This is a genomic window from Pseudomonas sp. NPDC078416 (assembly GCF_050268485.1).
In the GTDB taxonomy this organism is placed as follows: domain Bacteria; phylum Pseudomonadota; class Gammaproteobacteria; order Pseudomonadales; family Pseudomonadaceae; genus Aquipseudomonas.
Genome location: NZ_JBNNGV010000002.1, coordinates 329012 through 348984 on the forward strand (window position 1 = coordinate 329012; position 19973 = coordinate 348984).

Annotated in this window: 19 protein-coding genes and 1 pseudogene; 4 read left to right on the plus strand and 16 right to left on the minus strand. The window is 60.5% G+C overall.

Translation table 11 applies throughout. The features are described from left to right. Positions 1-31 precede the first annotated feature (31 nt). Entirely contained in the window at positions 32-574 is a 543-nt protein-coding gene (locus ACQKEN_RS05365; RefSeq protein WP_427684197.1) for a YaeQ family protein, read from the minus strand. A gap of 250 nt (positions 575-824) precedes the next feature. Between ACQKEN_RS05365 and ACQKEN_RS05370 the strand changes: the two genes are divergently transcribed. Further along, positions 825-1670: a TIGR02285 family protein gene (locus tag ACQKEN_RS05370; RefSeq protein WP_425438896.1), complete on the plus strand. Its 846-nt coding sequence runs from the start codon at positions 825-827 to the stop codon at positions 1668-1670. Between the two features lie 196 nt (positions 1671-1866). On the opposite strand, the gene ACQKEN_RS05375 is transcribed toward ACQKEN_RS05370, so the two are convergent. The 11 genes and pseudogenes from ACQKEN_RS05375 to ffh form a co-directional block, all read right to left on the minus strand. After that, positions 1867-2163, minus strand: coding sequence for a DUF3509 domain-containing protein (locus tag ACQKEN_RS05375; RefSeq protein WP_427684199.1), 297 nt, complete (start codon positions 2161-2163; stop codon positions 1867-1869). Between the two features lie 213 nt (positions 2164-2376). Then, positions 2377-4452, minus strand: a pseudogene (locus tag ACQKEN_RS05380) (transporter substrate-binding domain-containing protein); the annotation flags it as partial. A gap of 172 nt (positions 4453-4624) precedes the next feature. Then, positions 4625-6034 carry a threonine synthase gene (thrC, locus tag ACQKEN_RS05385; protein WP_074892276.1) on the minus strand — a complete coding sequence of 470 codons (1410 nt, stop codon included), beginning with the start codon at positions 6032-6034 and terminating at the stop codon, positions 4625-4627. A 163-nt stretch (positions 6035-6197) separates the two neighbouring features. Beyond that, positions 6198-7502 carry a homoserine dehydrogenase gene (locus ACQKEN_RS05390; RefSeq protein ID WP_108120894.1) on the minus strand — a complete coding sequence of 435 codons (1305 nt, stop codon included), beginning with the start codon at positions 7500-7502 and terminating at the stop codon, positions 6198-6200. Between the two features lie 132 nt (positions 7503-7634). Then, positions 7635-8375, minus strand: coding sequence for a bifunctional protein-disulfide isomerase/oxidoreductase DsbC (gene dsbC, locus ACQKEN_RS05395; protein ID WP_427684202.1), 741 nt, complete (start codon positions 8373-8375; stop codon positions 7635-7637). Between the two features lie 167 nt (positions 8376-8542). Beyond that, a complete protein-coding gene (xerD, locus tag ACQKEN_RS05400; protein ID WP_108120893.1) occupies positions 8543-9439 on the minus strand; it encodes a site-specific tyrosine recombinase XerD in 897 nt (298 codons plus the stop codon). A gap of 129 nt (positions 9440-9568) precedes the next feature. Further along, positions 9569-9919: a 50S ribosomal protein L19 gene (rplS, locus tag ACQKEN_RS05405; RefSeq protein WP_037012438.1), complete on the minus strand. Its 351-nt coding sequence runs from the start codon at positions 9917-9919 to the stop codon at positions 9569-9571. Positions 9920-9962: 43 nt separating this feature from the next. Next, positions 9963-10715: a tRNA (guanosine(37)-N1)-methyltransferase TrmD gene (gene trmD, locus ACQKEN_RS05410; RefSeq protein WP_065989956.1), complete on the minus strand. Its 753-nt coding sequence runs from the start codon at positions 10713-10715 to the stop codon at positions 9963-9965. Positions 10716-10718: 3 nt separating this feature from the next. Then, a complete protein-coding gene (gene rimM, locus ACQKEN_RS05415; protein ID WP_037012440.1) occupies positions 10719-11255 on the minus strand; it encodes a ribosome maturation factor RimM in 537 nt (178 codons plus the stop codon). 5 nt (positions 11256-11260) lie between these two features. Then, positions 11261-11512 (minus strand): 30S ribosomal protein S16, encoded by a 252-nt coding sequence (rpsP, locus tag ACQKEN_RS05420; protein ID WP_037012442.1) that lies wholly within the window; start codon positions 11510-11512, stop codon positions 11261-11263. A 246-nt stretch (positions 11513-11758) separates the two neighbouring features. Continuing rightward, the gene (ffh, locus tag ACQKEN_RS05425) at positions 11759-13135 is read right to left on the minus strand and encodes a signal recognition particle protein (protein WP_065989960.1); all 1377 of its coding nucleotides are present in this window, start codon (positions 13133-13135) and stop codon (positions 11759-11761) included. Positions 13136-13426: 291 nt separating this feature from the next. Here ffh and ACQKEN_RS05430 point away from each other — a divergent pair, with 291 nt between their 5' ends. From ACQKEN_RS05430 to ACQKEN_RS05440, 3 genes are all read left to right on the plus strand, one after another. Continuing rightward, complete coding sequence (locus ACQKEN_RS05430; protein WP_427684205.1) at positions 13427-14239, plus strand: cytochrome C assembly family protein; 813 nt, start codon at positions 13427-13429, stop codon at positions 14237-14239. A 12-nt stretch (positions 14240-14251) separates the two neighbouring features. Further along, entirely contained in the window at positions 14252-15490 is a 1239-nt protein-coding gene (locus tag ACQKEN_RS05435; protein WP_427684206.1) for a transporter associated domain-containing protein, read from the plus strand. A 303-nt stretch (positions 15491-15793) separates the two neighbouring features. Continuing rightward, positions 15794-17116 (plus strand): MFS transporter, encoded by a 1323-nt coding sequence (locus tag ACQKEN_RS05440; RefSeq protein ID WP_427684208.1) that lies wholly within the window; start codon positions 15794-15796, stop codon positions 17114-17116. Between the two features lie 77 nt (positions 17117-17193). On the opposite strand, the gene purT is transcribed toward ACQKEN_RS05440, so the two are convergent. The 4 genes from purT to ACQKEN_RS05460 all read right to left on the minus strand — a co-directional run bounded on the left by purT (position 17194) and on the right by ACQKEN_RS05460 (position 19925). Further along, positions 17194-18375, minus strand: a complete 1182-nt coding sequence (purT, locus tag ACQKEN_RS05445; protein ID WP_427684210.1) for a formate-dependent phosphoribosylglycinamide formyltransferase — start codon at positions 18373-18375, stop codon at positions 17194-17196. Positions 18376-18492: 117 nt separating this feature from the next. Next, positions 18493-18726 carry a DUF1289 domain-containing protein gene (locus tag ACQKEN_RS05450; RefSeq protein WP_427684212.1) on the minus strand — a complete coding sequence of 78 codons (234 nt, stop codon included), beginning with the start codon at positions 18724-18726 and terminating at the stop codon, positions 18493-18495. Continuing rightward, positions 18726-19250, minus strand: coding sequence for a gamma carbonic anhydrase family protein (locus ACQKEN_RS05455; protein WP_192170765.1), 525 nt, complete (start codon positions 19248-19250; stop codon positions 18726-18728). The genes ACQKEN_RS05450 and ACQKEN_RS05455 overlap by 1 nt, the downstream gene beginning before the upstream one ends. Positions 19251-19313: 63 nt before the next feature. Further along, positions 19314-19925 carry a CoA pyrophosphatase gene (locus tag ACQKEN_RS05460; RefSeq protein ID WP_427684214.1) on the minus strand — a complete coding sequence of 204 codons (612 nt, stop codon included), beginning with the start codon at positions 19923-19925 and terminating at the stop codon, positions 19314-19316. Positions 19926-19973 lie beyond the last annotated feature (48 nt).

The following is a 19973-nucleotide window of genomic DNA, read 5'->3' on the forward strand; positions in this document are numbered from 1 at the left end:
CGCCGCAGTGCCGTCGCACCGAAGGACTGAATCAGCCCCGCTCGCCCGCCAGCCACTGCAGTTGCACTTCGTGCTGACCGCGATCGTCGGTCACAAAGATCGTCCCTTCGCTGATCATCACGTCCCACTTGATCACCCGGGGCATGTCCTTGGACAGCACTTCCAGTACTTCCTGAGGCACCGAAGCAATGTTGACGTTCTTCAGTGTCTTGATCGCCGGTATGACCTTGCCTTCCCACACCCGCAGGCTGCCGTAGGCCAGCAGGCTGGTGCGCTCGGTACGGCGCGAGCACCAGGTCAGGCGGTCGGCGTCGGGCTGGCCCACTTCGATCCAGTGCAGCACGCGATCGTCCAGACTCTTTTCCCACAATGCAGGTTCGTCGACGTCCGACAGACCCCGGCCAAACGACAGGTGCTCGTTGTACCAGAAGGCGTAGGCCAACAGGCGCACGGTCATGCGCTCTTCGGTTTCCGAAGGGTGGCGGGCGATGGTCTGCTTGACGGTTTCATAGACCCCGCGATCAAGGTCGGTGAGGTTGAGTTCGAACTTATAGGTCGTGGACGGCTGGGCCATGAACGGGCTTCTAGAGAGACGGGAAAGGCGGCAAGTCTACCCGATGCAGCCCCGTTGAACGACCGAACTCGATGAGCGATGCGGCTCGCCCCTCAAATGGATGATGGGGCACAACGTTCGCGAGGCGTTACTCATGCCCCCATGACATGTGTTAAATAAATGAAGCACATCACTGATTCCTTGCTGCGAGACGCTGTCGATGAAGGTCAACGCTTCCATGCATGTCACCGGTTCCCGAATGCGCGCCTTGCTGATCGCAGGTGTGTTCGCCTGCCTGCCCGGTAAGGCGTCCGCACGTGAAACGCTGATCTGGCTGCTGCGCGACTTCCCGCCCCTGACCATATTTTCCGGACCGTTGGCGGGCCAGGGGGCCATCGACAAGCTGATGCCCGAGCTGACTGCCCGGATGCCGGAATACGATCACCAGATCATGCACGTCAACCGCGCGCGCGGAACGCAGATGCTCAATGACCATGACGTGTTCGCCTGCGACCCGACCCTGCTGTGGACGCCCGAGCGCGACAAAACCATTCTGTTTTCCATCCCTTCCTATGCGACCCCCAGTAACGGCGTAACGATCGAGAGCAGGCGACACGCACTGTTCGCTCCGTTCATCGATGCTGACGGCCGCCTCGACCTTGCCGCCTTGCTGGCCAGCGACAGTATCGATGTCGGCATCGTCGGCGAACGCAGCTACGGCCCGGTCATCGATAACGTGCTGCGCGAGACCCCTCACCCCGAACGTCTGGTCCTGCACTACGGCAATTCAGCGGTGGGCAGCATGCTGGAAATGGAACGGCTGGATCGCTTTCAGGCGATCATCAGTTACTGGCCGGAAGCGCGCTTTCACGCGCAGCAACAGGGCATTCCTCTAACGGAGCTGGAGTTCCTGCCGGTCAAAGACGTGCCCAAATACCAGTTCGCTCACATTGCCTGTTCAAAGACCGATAAGGGCCGCGCGGCGATGGAGATCATCAACCGGGAAATGCGTGTGCTGCGAGTGACGCGGCTGGTGGGGTTTTACGCGGAGTGGATGGTCAAGAAGGAGGAATACCTGCGCGACGCCCAGACATTCTTCGATGAAGTGCCGAACTGACGCCGGGTCAAATCCAGGCCCGGCATTGAGGCGCTGAATTTCAGGCAAAAAGAAACCCCGAGCAGCGGGGAGACTACTCGGGGTCAACCGTGGCCCATCTTGGACCCGTACGGCAGGCAGCATGAACACCGGAGCACAATGCCTGCGCCTGCAGTAACTGATAGGAGCCTACTGAATCGAGAAGGTTCCCTGCGGCTCAGACGAAAGGTCGGGCGGCAGTGTAAGCAGCAGACTGGGAAACATTGCGCATGGCGGCGATCACACAAGGCTCGATGCGCCCTTCTGCCACCATCAAATCACGGTGAAGACCATCCACCACGTCAGTCAGCTGACGCTTGTCGCCCAATTGCGATGCAGAAAAAACACGTTCGATCACAATCGCACCCACTGGGTTTTTCAGCGTCACCAGACGCTCACCCAGAATACCGGCAGGGCCAATGCTCACCTGATAAGGGGACAGCGCTTCGCTCAGTAGCAAGCTGATATTTTCCATCCGGATCACCACTCAACAGTTTGAATGCAAAGGTGCTAACCAATGACCATTGGCAGCAGTGGAAAGTTCTGAGCACTGTGGCGCTTTGACACATGCGCACTCACCGCAACAGCTTGATTCCGGAGCATGCCTGCCGAATGTGACAGGCAAAATTTACACCCCCGATGCCTTCGCTTGCCCCAATTCGTCGAGCAGGCCCTTCAGCTGCCCTGCCGCCTGCTCCGCGGCTTGACGTGCTTCGCGCAACTCGCTTTCCAGGCGTTTGCGCTCGCTGATGTCCATCCAGCCGCCGAGCAGTCCCTGCATCTGTCCGTCGGCGCGATGGTAGGGCACCACCCATTGCCAGGCGTGGACCACTCGCCCGGCCAGCGTAAGGGCGCGCTCGGTAAACACGGGCTCCTGCGTCTCCAGCAGACGCATGTAATCGGCGTGCATTTGCTCGGCCATTTCACGGTCAACGAGATCCACATCGATCAGGCGTCGGCCCTGCATCTGTTCGTAACTGATCCCGAAGCTCTCCTCATAACTGCGGTTGCAGGCGACGAGCCGGCCTTGCAGGTCACGCACATAAACAGGGTTCGGGAAGGCATCAAGCAGGGTTCGCTTGAAGGCGAGCTGATCACCCAATTGTGCTTCGGCTCGCTGCCGTTGATGGATCTGATACCTCAGGCGGCTACTCCAGAGCAGCGACACCAGGCCCAGCAGCAGTGAGGCGCTCGTAACCCAGTAAACCCAGTAAGGAATGCGGTTCCAGACCGAAGGCGGAGCGGCTGCCGCACCGAGCCATTTGAGGCGAATGGCGCGCATTTCCGTCACGGAAAATTCTTCCAGGGCCTTGTTCAAGATGCCGAGCAATTCAGGATGGCCCTTGACCACGGAAAACCGGTCGGGAGACCACAACCCTTCGACGCTGCGCCCCACTTTCAGCTCGCCTGGCGGATACAACCAGGCGCCTGCCTCGTTCTGAATAGTGGCGTGCGCCTCACCCTCCTCCACGAGCTGCCGGGCCTCGGCGTAGGTGGGCACGAGCCGCAGACGGATTTGCGGATAGCGTGTCTGAATAAACTCCAGCAACGCATGTCGCGAGGGAAGCGCAAGCACCTTGCCGGTCATGTCCGCCAGCTGAAGGGACGCGTCGCTGTCGGCGCGCTCCAGAAACACCCAGCTATTGCCTCCAAATGCATAGGTGAAATACAGCAGTTTCTTGCGCTCGGGGTTCTCCGCCAGGGTGGTGTTCATGTGCGCGCCGCCGTGGGCCAAGGTCTCAAGCAGCGAATGGGTTGAAGGCGCTTCCTGATACACAAACTGCAGCCCGGTCAGACGCGAAATCCGCGCCAACAGATCGACATTCAACCCTGCCCATTGACCACGAGCGTCTTTGTAAATGTAGGGAGGGTGCTGAGTTGACGCCACCACTACCCGCGGATGCTTGCGAATCCATAACTGTTCAGCAGGATTAAGGCTGACTTGCCGACGAGCAGGGTCAGCGCCAAGCCCGACGGTCCATCGCCCGAGAATTTCCCGATGCAAGGACTCGTCCATGTCTGCCAGCACGCGGTCGAACAGCAGGCTAAGTCTGGAGTCTTTCTCGCGAAGGGCGAACGAAAAACCAACGGCTGGCAACAGACTGTCGAACTTTCTGTGCAGCCGAAGGTAGGGCCGCAAGAGGCTGTAGGACTGCACCACGAGTTCGTTGGCGATCAGCGCGTCGGCGTCGTCGTGGGCCAACGCCTCCATGGCGCTGTAGAGCGTGGGGGCAAGTACGATATTGCTTTCGGGATAGATACGCTGCACAACCGCAGCATCGGCATAGCCGTCCAGCAGCAGCACGCGTTTACCTTCCAGCGTAGGCTTGAGGCTGGTGTCGTTGGCCCGCCCGAACACCACCGCCCGGTCCGGCACGTACTCGCGCGTCAACGCCAGCCCGGCTTTGTTTCGCTCGAATCCGCTGGCGCTGGTCAGCACGTCGATGTCACCCGCCAGTAATGCCTCCACGGCCTTCTCACGTTTGGCGAACCCTCGCAATTGAACGGGAATTGCCAACCGGGCGCTGACCACGCTGAGGTAATCCGCGCTGATGCCCTGATAGCGATTGCGGTCGGTGGTGATGTCGACGGGCTCGTGATCGGCGACGGAAATGCCGACACGGAGTGCCTTGCGTGCGTCCAGCCACTGGCGGTCCGCGTCATCGAGGGCGAGGGGCTGCTGCGGGAGGAAAGGTGCGCCCAAGGCGAACGGCAGGTTTTCACCGGCGTGACCAGCGCGACTGTAGAGGCACACGAGCAGCAGGAGTGCCCACAGCGCCGGTCCGATATCAAGCTGACGGCCATTCAATGCCGCTGAGTAAAAATGTTTAACAACCACAGGCTTATCCGAGAAATTGAAATTCTTCGGAAGTGTGGCACGCAGAAAAAACAAGGCCCGCTGCGAGGCGGGCCTTAGTTGTTACACGGCGATACGGTCAGAGGGGTTTGCCACGATTACCGTGTTGGCTGACAAAGGCCTGCACGGCCTTGAGGTCGTTCGGCAGGACGGTGCAGCGTTCGTCTCGCTCAAACAAATCAGACAAATGTGCAGGCAGCTCAAGCGCTTTTCCTACACCGGCCTTCAGCACTGCGTCCGGGAACTTGACCGGATGCGCCGTTCCCAGAATCACCATCGGCGTGTCCAGGCTGCGGCGGCAGTCCCGCGCGGCCTTCACGCCGATCGCGGTGTGCGGATCGAGCAGCTCGCCGGTGCTGGCGAAGACTTCGGCGATGGTTTTGCAGGTGTCTTCGTCACTGACCGCCAGGGAATCAAACAGCTTGCGGGTTTCGGTCCAGCGTTCTTCATCCACGCTGAAACCGCCGCCTTGCCTGAAGGTGTCCATCAGCTTGGCAATCGCGCCGCCGTTGCGACCGTGCATGTCGAACAGCAGACGCTCGAAGTTGGACGACACCATGATGTCCATCGACGGGGTCAACGTTGCGTGCAGGGTCTCTTTGACATACTGATTGCCGCTCATGAAGCGGTGCAGGATGTCGTTGCGGTTGGTCGCGACCACCAGCTGGCTGATCGGCAAGCCCATGTTGCGGGCCAGGTAGCCGGCGAAAATGTCGCCGAAGTTGCCGGTCGGCACGGAGAACGCCACCGAACGCGCCGGGCCACCCAACTGCAGCGCCGCGTGAAAGTAGTAAACGATCTGGGCCATGATCCGCGCCCAGTTGATCGAGTTCACTGCCACCAGACGCGTGCCCTTGAGGAAGCTCTGGTCGGCGAAGCTGTTCTTGACCATTTCCTGGCAGTCGTCGAAGTTGCCTTCGATCGCGATGTTGTGAATGTTCTCGCCGAAGATGGTGGTCATCTGGCGGCGCTGAACATCGGAAACGCGATTGTTCGGGTGCAGGATGAAGATGTCGACGTTGTCGCAGCGACGGCAGCCTTCGATGGCGGCCGAGCCGGTGTCACCCGACGTTGCGCCCATGATGACCACGCGTTCGCCGCGCTTCTCGAGCACGTAATCCAGCAGACGACCCAGCAGTTGCAGGGCGAAATCCTTGAACGCAAGGGTCGGGCCATGGAACAGCTCCAGCACCCACTCGTTGCCGTTCAGCTGACGCAGTGGGGCGACCGCCGCGTGGGAAAACACGCCGTAGGTTTCTTCGAGAATCTTCTTGAAATCCGCGTCGGGAATGCTGCCCGTCACGAACGGGCGCATGACGCGAAATGCCAGCTCGTGGTAAGGCAGACCGGCCCAGGACGCGATTTCTTCCTGAGTGAAACGCGGCAGGTTCTCTGGAACGTACAGACCACCGTCGCTCGCCAGACCGGTCAGCAACACGTCTTCGAAATTCAGGGCCGGTGCCTGGCCGCGGGTACTGATATAGCGCATTTTTCAAACCTTCGGTTTGGGCGGCAAGCTTCAAGTGGCGAGCTGCAGGTCAAGACGATTCGCCTTCCCCCTGCCGCCCGGATCACGAAGCTCACCGCGATATGATTTTGCTCTTGCTCTTGCTTGCAACCTGCAGCTTGCCGCTTAACGCTTGCGGCTGATCTCAGTTCAGATGCTCGACGCGGATGCGCACAACCGGCCCGGCAACATCTTCCAGCGCTTCCAGCGCTTCGATCGCATCGTTCATGCGTTTCTCGACCACGCGGTGGGTCAGCAGAATCATTGGCACCAGGCCGTCGTGCTCTTCGACTTCTTTTTGCATGATCGATTCGATGTTGATGCCGCGCTCGGACAGAATGCTCGCCACCTGCGCCAGCACGCCCGGATGATCCTTGGCCTGGATGCGCAGGTAGTACGCACTTTCGCACGCATCGATCGGCAGGATCGGGTGGGCCGACAGCGAATCGGGCTGGAAGGCCAGATGCGGGACGCGGTTTTCAGGGTCGGTGGTCAGGGCACGGACCACGTCGACCAGATCGGCCACCACGGATGAAGCGGTCGGCTCCATGCCGGCACCCGCGCCGTAGAAGAGGGTCGATCCGGCGGCGTCGCCGTTGACCATCACGGCGTTCATCACGCCATTGACGTTGGCGATCAGGCGATCCGCCGGGATCAAAGTCGGGTGGACGCGCAGCTCGATACCGCTCGGCGTGCTGCGGGCGACGCCCAGGTGCTTGATGCGGTAACCCAGCGCTTCGGCGTAATTGACGTCGGCGGTGGTCAGCTTGGTAATGCCTTCGGTGTAGGCCTTGTCGAACTGCAGCGGGATGCCAAAGGCGATGGACGCCAGAATGGTCAGCTTGTGCGCCGCGTCGATGCCTTCGACGTCAAAGGTCGGATCGGCTTCTGCATAGCCCAGCGCCTGCGCTTCAGCGAGGACGTCCGGGAAGGTGCGGCCTTTTTCGCGCATCTCGGTGAGGATGAAGTTGCCGGTGCCGTTGATGATGCCGGCGACCCAGTTGATGCGGTTCGCCGACAGGCCTTCCCGAATGGCCTTGATCACCGGGATACCGCCCGCCACTGCGGCTTCGAAGGCAACGATGACGCCCTTCTCCCGGGCCTTGGCGAAAATCTCGTTGCCGTGCACGGCGATCAGCGCCTTGTTGGCGGTGACCACATGCTTGCCGTTTTCGATGGCCTTGAGCACCAGTTCGCGGGCGATGGTGTAGCCGCCGATCAGCTCGATGACGATGTCGATTTCAGGGTTGCTCGCCACGTCGAACACGTCGGTCGTGGTCGGGGTACCGGTAATCTGGCAATTGGGGTTTGGTGTACGCATGGCAATCTGCGCCACTTCGATTCCACGCCCGGCACGGCGGGCAATTTCCTCGGCGTTACGCTTTAGCACATTGAAGGTACCGCCACCGACAGTACCCAGCCCACAGATGCCTACTTTGACCGGTTTCACTATGAACTCCCCATAAAACGGCCGACGCGAGGCCGGCCGTGGAATCAGCCGCATTCAAAACGGCTCGCTATTGATGAAGCGCTGCTCACAGGCCGCTTCAATGTCTACCGCAGGAGGCTGCGATAAACGAAATTACTTGGCACCCAGCGCCAGTTTGGCGACTTGTGGCGCCGGCTGGTAGCCCGGAATCAGCTGACCGTCGGCCAACACGATGGCCGGTGTGCCGTTCACGCCGATGGACTGGCCGATTTCAAATTGCTTTGTGACCGGGTTGTCGCACTTGGGCGCCTGAATATTCTTGCCGTCGACCATGCGGTCCATGGCAGCGCGGCGGTCTTTCGAGCACCACACGGCCTGGAGTTGCTCGTCACCCGGCGAACCCAGGCCCTGGCGCGGGAACGCCACATAACGCACTTCGATGCCGCGCTTGTTCAGCTCCGGCACTTCGGCGTGCAGTTTGTGGCAGTACGGGCAGGTGGTGTCGGTGAACACCGTGATGTGGGATTTGGTCTCGCCAACGGCTGGGTAGACGACCATTTCAGCGGCAGGAATGCCATTGATCGTCTTGGAAATCGCCTGACGCTCGACCTTCTCGGTCAGGTTGACCGGCTTGCCGCCCTGCATCTGGTACAGGTTGCCCTGCATGACGAACTGGCCGTCGGCGCTGGCATAGAGCACGCGGCCGCCTTTCAGATTGACTTCATAGAGGCCGTTCAACGGACTGCTGGAAATGCTCTCGATGGGAATTTCCAGATTGAGCGATTCCAGGGTCTTGCGAATGGCTTTGTCGGACGCCTCGTCGGCGTGGGCAAACAGGCTGAAAGAGCTGGCCAGCGCTACAACGGCAGCACCGAGAAAACGAGTGACGCGCATGAAAACTCCTCGAGCGGTGAGCAGACGGGCCGGGCTGAAGACGTGTGGCGAAAAAGCACCGGGATGTTTTCAGGGCCTTGATCTGCGAAACCGGCAAAGCCTATCACATAAGGCTCCCAAGGCCGACGCCCGCCGATGTAAGACAGATCGTAAATTACTGAAGTCATCTAACCCCTCGGGTGATGCTTCGTATGCATTTCCTGCAACCGCGCACGGGCGACGTGGGTGTAGATCTGTGTGGTCGACAGGTCGCTGTGGCCGAGAAGCATCTGCACGACGCGCAGGTCGGCGCCGTGGTTGAGCAGGTGGGTGGCAAAGGCGTGACGCAGGGTGTGCGGCGACAGGGATTTGCCGATGCCGGCGACTTTGGCCTGATGCTTGATGCGGTGCCAGAAGGTCTGGCGGGTCATCTGCTCGCCGCGCTGGCTGGGAAACAGCACGTCGCTGGGCCGACCGTTAAGCAATTCGTGGCGAGCGTCGCGCATGTAGCGCTCGACCCAGACGATGGCTTCCTCCCCCATCGGCACCAGCCGCTCCTTGCTGCCTTTGCCCATGATGCGCAACACGCCCTGGCGCAAGTTGACCTGTTCAAGCGTCAGGCTGATCAGCTCGGTCACCCGCAGTCCGCAGGCGTAGAGTACTTCGAGCATGGCCCGGTCGCGCTGGCCGATGGCGTCGCTCAGATCGGGTGCGGCGAGCAACGCTTCAACGTCGGCTTCGGACAAGGATTTGGGAAGTGGCTTACCCAACTGCGGCATGTCGACCTGCAATGTCGGGTCGACCGCAATCAGCTTCTCCCGGAGGAGATAGCGATAGAAACCGCGTACGCCAGAAAGCAGCCGCGCCGTCGAGCGAGGTTTGTAGCCGTTGTCGACCCGCCACCCCAAGTGGTCGAGAATCGCTTCCCGACTCACACTCATCAGGTCCACCCCCTTTTCCTGCAACCAGCCGTTGAACAGCGCGAGATCGCTGCGATAGGCGTCGCGCGTGTTGTCCGAAAGCCCTTTCTCCAGCCACAGGGCGTCGAGGAAGCGGTCGATCATGGGATGGTCAATGGCGGGCATGGGTTCTGACTTGAGTGGTGGAAAGCGGAGGCAGTTTTTCATACCTGCGAAGGCGGGACAAAACCCGAATGCCAGAAAGCAAAAAAGCAGCCCGTAGGCTGCTTTTTCATTCGCATCGGAAGACTGGGATTAAACCAGTTTTTCCTTGATGCGAGCTGCTTTACCGGACAGGTCACGCAGGTAGTACAGCTTGGCCTTGCGAACGTCGCCGCGACGTTTCACAGCCATGCTGTCGATTTGCGGGCTGTAGGTCTGGAAAGTACGTTCAACGCCAACACCGTTGGAGATTTTACGAACAGTGAAAGCACTGTTCACACCACGGTTACGCTTGGCGATAACAACGCCTTCGAACGCCTGCAGACGAGCGCGGTCGCCTTCCTTCACTTTCACCTGAACGACAATGGTGTCGCCCGGGGCAAAGGGAGGGATCTCTTTGGTCATCTGCTCTGCTTCGAGTGCAAGGATGATTTTGTTAGTCATGCTGTGCTCCTAAGGTAAACCGGTTGGATTTACCATCGATACGTTAACTATCGTCCCGCTCGCGGAGGTATTCCGCCAGCAGCTTCTTCTCTTCTCCAGAAAGCGAGCGGCTTTCCAGAAGATCGGCGCGTCGTTCATAGGTCCGCCCAAGGGACTGCTGTAAACGCCAACGCCGGATGTGTGCGTGATTGCCACTAAGCAATACGTCGGGAACACGCTGATCCGCATACACCTCCGGTCGGGTGTAGTGCGGGCAATCCAGCAGACCATCCGTGAAGGAATCTTCCTCCGCGGAATCTACATGCCCTAAAGCTCCAGGCAGCAGTCGCGTAACCGCATCTATCAGGACCATGGCCGGCAGCTCACCGCCAGATAACACATAGTCGCCAATCGACCACTCTTCATCGACATGAGCTTCAATGAAACGCTCGTCGACGCCTTCATAACGACCGGCAATCAGGATAAGTGCTTCTTCCTGCGCCAGTTCGCGTACCGCAGACTGATCCAGCTTGCGGCCTTGTGGCGACAGGTAAATCACCTTCGCCGCATCCCCCGCCGCCTGCCTGGCCTGAGCCAGAGCATCTTCGAGGGGCTTGATCTTCATCACCATGCCAGGGCCACCGCCAAACGGGCGATCGTCCACAGTGTGATGTCGATCAGTGGTGTAATCCCGCGGATTCCAACAGGTGAGCTGCAACAGCTCCTGTTTCACCGCACGGCTGGTAATGCCGTATTCGCTGATGGCGGAAAACATCTCGGGAAACAGCGTGATGACTTCTATGCGCAGGCTGGCCATTGCTTAGAAATCCGCGTCCCATTCCACCTTCATCTCGCCTGCAACCAGATCAACTGCCAACACGCATTGCTCCGTATAGGGCAAAAGGCGTTCGCGATCGTCCAGACTGCCTGCGCAGGGTTTGACCACCATTACATCATTGGCGCCGGTTTCCAGAAGATGATCGACCTTCCCGAGCAGTTGCCCAAGACCGTCAATGACCTTCAGACCTTCAAGCTGGTACCAGTAGTACTCGCCGTCGGTCAATTCAGGGAACAGGTTGCGCGGCACGCAGATCTCATAACCGGCCAGAAGACGAGCTTCTTCACGATCATCAAGACCCTTGAGCTTGGCGACCAGGAACTTGTCGTTCCCGCGTCCACTGACCAGCTCGACCTGTTTCACATTGCCTTCGCGCTTGAGCGTCCAGGTTTTGTACTGCAACAGGTTTTCGGTTGGATCAGTAAAGGAATACACCTTCACTTCGCCGCGAACGCCGTGTACCGAGTAAATCTTGCCGATAACGATCAGATCGTCGGCAGAAGCTGGCGTCGCGTTCATATTGCTCAGGCCGCAGCCTTGGCAGATTCCTTCAACAGCGAAGCAACACGCTCAGAAGGTTGTGCACCAACGCTCAGCCAGTAGGCCAGACGCTCTTGGTTCACGGACAGACGGATTTCCTGACCACGGGCAACCGGGTTGAAGAAACCGATTTGTTCCTTGTGGGAACCGTCACGTGGGTTGCGGCTGTCGGTGACAGTCAGGTGGTAGAACGGGCGCTTTTTAGAGCCGCCAAGGGCAAGACGGATTGTTAGCATTGAACAATTTTCCTGTAGTCGGTGCTGCAAATCTAAGATGCACAGCGGGCATGGGTGCCCGAAAGGCCGCATATTCTAAGGAATATCCGGATTTTTGCAAATGACTTTTTCCGGCGTACGCCGTCGGGCCACCTAGATCTGCCATGGAGCCGTCAGGGATGACGGCGTTGAGTGCCTGCCTGAGCAGGCCACCGGGACGGTTGCCCCGTTGGAGAACGCGCGGGAATAAAGCCCGCGCGATGCAATTTACATTTTGGGCATACCGCCGCCGGGCAACATTCCGCCCATGCCGCGCATCATTTTGGCCATGCCACCCTTGGTCGAAAACTTCTTCATCATCTTCTGCATCTGTTTGTGCTGCTTGATCAGACGACCGATGTCCTGCACCTGGGTGCCGGAACCCATGGCGATACGGCGCTTGCGTGAACCGCTGATCAGCTCAGGGTCGCGACGCTCGGCCGGGGTCATCGAGTTGATGATGGCTTCCATCTGCTTGAACTGCTTTTCGGCTGCGCCCTGCGCGTTGCCCATCTGCGACAGGTTGACGCCGCCGATGCTTGGCAGCTTGTCCATGAGCCCGCCCAGGCCGCCCATGTTCTTCATTTGTTGCAGCTGATCGCGGAAGTCTTCGAGGTCGAAGCCCTTGCCCTTCTTCAGCTTCTTGGCCAGTTTGTCGGCCTTGTCCTTGTCGAGGGTCTGTTCGGCCTGCTCGATCAGGCTGAGCACGTCGCCCATGCCGAGGATGCGCGAGGCGATACGGTCCGGGTGGAACGGCTCCAGCGCCTCGCTCTTCTCGCCCATACCGATGAACTTGATCGGCTTGCCAGTAATGGCGCGCACCGACAGCGCAGCACCGCCACGGGCGTCGCCGTCGACCTTGGTCAGAATCACACCGGTCAGCGGCAGCGCATCACCAAACGCCTTGGCGGTGTTCGCAGCATCCTGGCCGGTCATGGCGTCGACGACGAACAGCGTCTCGGCCGGTTTGACCGCTGCGTGCAGCGCCTGGATCTCGCCCATCATCTCGGCGTCGATGTGCAGACGACCGGCGGTGTCGAGGATCACGACGTCGATGAACTTGAGCTTGGCTTCTTTAATAGCTGCTTCGGCGATGTCCACCGGCTTCTGACTGATGTCGGACGGGAAGAACGTCACACCGATGTCGTTGGCCAGGGTTTCCAGCTGCTTGATCGCGGCCGGGCGGTAAACGTCCGCCGACACCAGCATCACGGTTTTCTTTTTGCGTTCTTTCAGGAATCGGGCGAGCTTGCCGGCAGTGGTGGTCTTGCCCGCACCTTGCAGACCGGCCATCAGGATGACCGCCGGCGGCGTGACGTTGAGGGTCAGCTCTTCGTTGGCCGCCCCCATCATCTCTTCCAGCTCGGCCTGGACGATCTTCACGAACGCCTGGCCCGGCGTCAGGCTGCGCGACACCTCGGTGCCGACGGCGCGCTCCTTGATGCGATTGACGAAGTCTTTGACAACCGGCAAGGCGACGTCGGCTTCAAGCAGCGCCATACGCACTTCACGCAGTGTGTCCTTGATGTTGTCCTCGGTCAGCTTGGCTTTACCAGTGACCTGGCGCAGCGTCTGCGAGAGACGATCTGTCAGATTTTCAAACATGCGTGATCCTTTGGGTTCGTGCTGAACCCCGATTGATGCGGCCCGGCCCGTAGCGGCCTTTTCAGTCGGCTGCCGACATCGCGACGCCTGCTCTTTACTGGATGGCTATTAATAATAGCGACGCTATAAAGGCGGCTGACACAGCGATCGGCGAACCTGTGGCTTGAGCAGGTCGCGGATTATAGCGAAGACTCCGGCGCACGGACACCACGGCGTCTGCTTCTGTAGTCTTTCGTGAAATGTGCGTTTTATGCCAAACTCACCGGCTTTCGAGCACGCCCAACAGGATCTATGTCCCCCTTGTCACCGAGTTTGCTCTTCAGCCTCGCCGCCGCCGTCTTTTATGCCGCTGCGACCGTCTATCAGGGTATGCGCCTGCGTCAGGGCCAAAAGGCCGACAAATGGCTGCTGTGCCTGATCGGCACCCTTGCCGTTGCCTGCCAGGCCAGTGCCCTGTTCGGCCAACTGGTGCGCCCTATCGGCCTGGGTCTGGACTTTTTCAGTGCCGCCAGCCTGATTGCTGTTGCCGTGATCATCGTGACCATGCTCGCGTGCATTCGCCTCCCGGTCGAAATCCTGCTGATCCTCCTGTTCCCGCTGGGCCTGCTGACGTCCCTGATGGCGCAGTTCGCGCCCTCCGGTACGCTGCAACCCATCATTGAAGAACACGGCATCATCAGCCATATCCTGCTGTCGATCCTCGCCTACGGGATGTTCACCATTGCGGTGTTCCAGTCCTTGCTCTTGCTGCTGCAGGATCATCAACTGAAGAACAAGCACCCGCTGGGCCTGATCAAAAGCTTCCCTCCGCTGCAGACCATGGAAAGCCTGCTCTTCGGCTTTCTCTGGGCCGGCTGGGTCCTGCTCTCGATGTCGCTGATTTCCGGCTGGCTGTTCGTCGAAAACCTGTTTGCCCAGCATCTGGTGCACAAAACCCTGCTGTCGATCCTCGCGTGGATGGTCTTCAGTGTGCTGCTCTGGGGGCGTCACCACCTGGGCTGGCGCGGCCACAAGGCAATCCGCTGGACGCTGGGCGGATTTCTGCTCCTGATGCTGGCCTACTTCGGCAGCAAGCTCGTTCGTGAATACATCCTGCACATCTGACGGGCGTTGATCATGGATAATCTGCCGGTCGGCACAATGCTCACGCTGCTTGCGCTGCTCACGTTGTGGTCCGGGCTGCTCAGCGCGGTCGAGGCGGCGCACCATAATCTCCGGGCGATGCCGGTCAATCCCCGCTCCAACGAGCCACCGAAGCCAGTTCTGGCCTTCAACCTCAACAGCCTCATTCTGGGCAACACGCTGCTCAAGGCGCTGATTACCGTCCTCGCCACGTTGCTAGCCATCGGGCACTGGTATTTCCACGGTCCGCTGATTGCCTGGCTCGGCGTCGCCAGCGTGCTGGTGGTGGTGACCGAATTCATTCCGCGAAAACTGGCAGCCCGTCGTCCCGAGTCAATCCTGCTGCTGGGCAACAACGTGCTGCGCATCCCGGTTCGGCTGCTGCACCCGCTGACCTGGATCTACAAGAACATTGCCAAGACGCTGTTGCGCCCTTTTCTGTCGAAGCGTCGGCCAGACACCATTGATGATGAAGACGACACGCGCCCGACGGTCTATCAGGACAACGAAAGCCAGTATGGCCGCGCCCACGTCATCTCCGGGATTTACGCGCTGGACCGCATGACCGTCAATGACATCCTGGTGCCCCGCAGCGAAGTCGACGGCATCAACCTCGACGACACCATCGAGGAGATCATCGACAAGCTGATCATCTCCCGTCACACGCGTCTGCCGGTCTACCACAACGACATCAATCAGGTGGAAGGCGTGCTCAACACGCGGATGATCAGCCACTTGCTGCCGCGTAACGAGCTGACCAAAGAGGCGTTGCGAGCCGCCTGCTACGAACCGTATTTCGTGCCGGAGAGCACGCCGCTGCAGATGCAGCTGCTCAACTTCCACAAACAGCAGCGGCGCATGGGCGTGGTGGTCGATGAATACGGCGAAGTGCTGGGCATCGTCAGCCTCGAGGACATTCTGGAAGAGATCGTCGGCGAGTTCGAAAGCGAGCAGGTCCTCGATAACCCGCACATTCAGCCGCAGCCTGACGGGCGACTGGTGATTGAAGGCGCGGCGTCGATTCGCGATCTGAATAAGAGCCTTGGCTGGCATCTGCCCTCCGATGGCCCCAAGACCCTCAACGGCCTGATCACCGAAGCGCTGGAGACCATCCCCAACAGCGCGGTCTGCCTGAAGATCGGCCCTTACCGCCTGGAAATCCTCGAGACCGAAGACAACCGCGTCAGCCGAGTGCTGATGTGGCTGAACACCCGCACCAAAGACGTGATCTGAAAAGGCAGGCAGCGCCCTGAAACACTTGTTTCCGCGCCGGCCCCCTTCCTATAATCGATCCGCTTACCCAGCCCCGCCGATCCGCGTGCTACCCGCACACTGCGCGATCCGGCCAGTCACACAGCCTGACTGCCCACGCGACACCCTGGCCTTCGCTCCCATCCCGAGCACGCCACGCGCCTTTGCCCGCATCCGGGCTAGTCTGTTCAGCGCTGGACCCAAAACAACAATTACGATTGCCGCAGCGCGCGTACGAATCTTCGTCTCCCGCTGACAGGCGATACGACTGCCAGGGATATCCGCATGACCACAACTTCTGCCTGTCCGACCAGTGACGAGAGCGACGCCCGCCCCGCCAACTCCGCGGCGCGCGTCGCCACCGCCAGCTTCATCGGCACCGCCATCGAGTTCTACGATTTCTACGTGTACGCCACCGCCGCCGCACTGGTGATCGGGCCGGTGTTCTTCCCGCAAACCTCCAGCACCGCACAGATGCTGTCAGCGTTTCTGACGTTCGGGATCGCCTTTCTCGCACGTCCCCTGGGCTCGGCGCTCTTCGGCCACTTCGGTGATCGGGTCGGCCGCAAATCCACCCTGGTCGCCTCGCTGCTGCTCATGGGCGTCTGCACCACGCTGATCGGCGTTTTGCCGGGCTACGACGCCATCGGGTCATGGGCGCCGATCCTGCTTTGCGTGCTGCGCTTCGGCCAAGGCCTTGGACTGGGCGGCGAATGGGGCGGCGCGGCGTTGCTGGCGACCGAGAACGCACCCAAGGGCAAACGGGCGTGGTTTGGCATGTTCCCGCAACTGGGCCCATCGATCGGCTTCCTCGCAGCAAACGGGCTGTTTCTGACATTGGCGATGACCCTGGATGACGAGCAATTCCGCTCCTGGGGCTGGCGCGTGCCGTTTCTGCTCAGCGCCGTGCTGGTCATCATCGGGCTGTATGTGCGCCTCAAGCTTGAGGAAACGCCGGTTTTCGCCAAGGCCATCGCCCGCCATGAGCGTGTGAAACTGCCGATTGCCGAGCTGTTCGGTCAGTACTGGAAGCCGATGCTGCTGGGGGCCGCGTCGATGGTGGTGTGCTACGCGTTGTTCTATATCTCCACCGTCTTCTCGCTGAGTTATGGGGTGAAAACGCTCGGTTACAGTCGCGAGTCGTTTCTGGCGATGCTGTGTTTTGCGGTGCTGTTCATGGCCCTCGCCACGCCACTGTCCGCGTTGGCGAGTGATCGATTTGGTCGCAAGCCCGTACTGATCATCGGCGGCGTACTGGCGATCCTGTCGGGCTTTCTGATGGAGCCTTTGCTGACCCACGGCACGACCTGGGCGGTGACGCTGTTCTTGTCGATCGAGCTGTTTCTGATGGGCGTCACGTTCGCGCCGATGGGGGCGATGCTGCCGGAGCTGTTTCCCACGCGGGTGCGTTATACCGGCGCGTCGGCGGCCTACAACATCGGCGGGATCGTCGGTGCCTCGGTCGCGCCTTTCTTCGCACAGAAGCTGGTGGAAATGGGCGGCCTGAGCTGGGTCGGCGGGTATGTCTCGGCAGCGGCGTTGATCAGCGTGATCGCCGTGCTGTGCCTGAAAGAAACCCGGCACGCGGACCTGGATACGATTGCCTGATCACCTGAAGTGTAGGAGCGTGATCGCCAAAAAAAAACGGCGCCCCTGAGGGCGCCGTTTTTTGTTCAGCGTGACGCTTACAGCTGAACCTTCACCGCCATCGATGCGCGAGTGGCCTTGCGACGGGCCGCTTCGATCGACTCGTCACGCGCCAAGGCAACACCCATGCGGCGCTGACCATTGACCTCAGGCTTGCCGAACAGACGCAGCGCGGTGTCCGGTTCGCTCAGGGCTTGCTCCAGATTGGCGAACGCCGTCTGGGTCGAGTGACCTTCCACCAGAATCACCGCCGACGCCGATGGGCCGAACTGGCGAATCAACGGGATCGGCAGACCGAGAATGGCGCGGGCGTGCAGGGCGAACTGCGACAGGTCCTGGGAAATCAGCGTGACCAGACCGGTGTCGTGGGGGCGCGGCGAGACTTCGCTGAACCAGACCTGATCGCCCTTGATGAACAACTCGACGCCAAACAGACCACGGCCACCCAGCGCCTCGGTTACGGCTTTGGCGACGCGCTCGGACTCGGCCAGTGCCACCGGGCTCATGGCCTGGGGCTGCCACGATTCCTGATAGTCGCCCTTCTCCTGACGATGACCGACCGGTGCACAGAATGTCGTGCCACCGACGTGACGCACGGTCAGCAGGGTGATTTCGTAATCGAAATCGATGAAGCCTTCGATGATCACCCGGCCTTTGCCGGCACGACCGCCTTCTTGCGCATAGTCCCAGGCCTTCTGGATGTCAGCGTCGGTTTTCAGCAGGCTCTGGCCTTTACCCGACGAGCTCATCACCGGCTTCACCACGCACGGGAAGCCGAGGTCTTCGACGGCTTTTTTGTAGTCTTCGAAGGTGTCGGCAAAGTGATACGGCGAGGTCGGCAGGTCCAGCTCTTCAGCGGCCAGACGACGAATGCCTTCGCGGTTCATGGTCAGCTGCGCGGCGCGGGCCGTCGGAATGACCGTGAAGCCTTCAGACTCCAGCTCCACCAGGGTCGCGGTGGCGATGGCTTCGATTTCCGGGACGATGTAATGGGGCTTCTCGGACTCGATCACCGCACGCAACGCTGCGCCGTCGAGCATGTTGATGACGTGGCTGCGGTGCGCGACCTGCATCGCCGGCGCATTGGCATAACGGTCGACGGCGATCACTTCAACGCCCAGGCGTTGCAGTTCGATCACCACTTCCTTGCCAAGCTCGCCGCAACCGCAGAGCAAAACGCGGGTCGCGGTCGGCGACAGTGGAGTTCCGATTTGAGTCATCTCAGGTCCTCGTGGAGCAGGTCGAGGGTTGCTCGCCGTGTGCAGGCAACCGCAGGTAGAAAGGCGCGCAATTTAACATGAAGGCCGGGGAATGGGTGGCAGCGGCGCAGGCTTGGATCAACGTCGAGGGCTGCTGCCGCTCACCTGAAACATCATCCCGCTTGCCCTCGCCCGCTCCTCGCAGGCGATCAACACGGCACGGCGCGCCTGGTTGTCCATGCGGCTCCAGCCGGTGATCTCGGCCACGGTGCGCTGGCAACCGGTACAGATGTCGGCGTCGTCCAGCGCGCAAATACTTACACAGGGCGAGCGGACCGGCTTTTCATGGAGTGGAGCGTCGGCGTTGGACATCAATCTTCCTGTGGGGCCAGGTCACGCGCGTAGCGTTGGGCGTTGTGGACGTAGTGGGCAGCGCTGGCGTCGAGCATCTGCTTTTGTGCATCAGTGAGTTCGCGAACGATCTTGCCCGGCGAGCCCATGACCAGCGAACCGTCGGGAATGACCTTGCCTTCGCCAATCAGTGAGTTGGCGCCGATGATGCAATGCTTGCCGATCTTCGCGCCATTGAGGATGACCGAATTGATGCCGATGAGCGTGCTGTCACCCACGCTGCAGCCGTGAAGCATGGCGTTGTGGCCGATGGTCACGTTGCGACCGATGGTCAGCGGCGAACCCATGTCGGTGTGCATGACCGTGCCGTCCTGCACGTTGCTGTTCTCGCCGATGTCGATCAGCTCGTTGTCGCCGCGCAGCACAGCGCCGAACCAGACGCTGGCGTTGGCCTGCAAGCGCACATTGCCGATGACGGTGGCTGTCGGCGCGATCCAGCTGCTGGCGTGCGCGTCGACGCGGGCATCGCCCAGGCGGTATTTCATGGTCTGCTCCTCATGGTTCGGCCCTGATGGCTCAGTCCTCATGCACGGCGCTACGGCCGCGGGTCAGGATTTCAGCGTGTGGATGATGGAGCGTTTGGGCGGCTGGTTGAGGTCGATGCCGCTGTCGAACAACAGGTTCATCAGCTCGACGATCATGATCGCGGTCAGGCCCCAGATCTTGTACTCGCCGAAGCGGTAACTCGGCACGTACCAGCTGCGCCCTTGATAGTCGATGCGGTGGGTGTGTTCGCGGGCGTCCTGCCGGAAGAAGTCCAGCGGCACGCTGAAGACCGCCGCGATCTCGCCATCATTGGGTGTGTACTCGACGAAATCGGGAATGATGCCGACGTAGGGCGTCACTCTTATGCCGTGTTTGGAGATCAATGGACTCAGCGGGCCGATCACTTCCACCAGCCCCGGAGGCAGTCCAATTTCCTCCTGGGCTTCGCGCAGTGCGGTGAAGACCAGGTCCGGGTCTTCCGGATCACGCCGCCCGCCCGGGAAGGCCACTTCGCCGCCGTGGGTCGACAGGCCGCTGGCGCGCAGGGTCAGTACCAGCTCAGGCTCTGCGTTGCGGGTAATGGGGAGAAGCACGGCGGCCTCGGGGAAGCGCGCGTCCGTTTCCAGCATCACCGGCGTGTGGCTGCTCATACGGTGAAGTAGCTCATCCAGCATGGGAATTCTCGATCGGTTGCCTGCCCGGCATCATGCACCAAAGCGGCG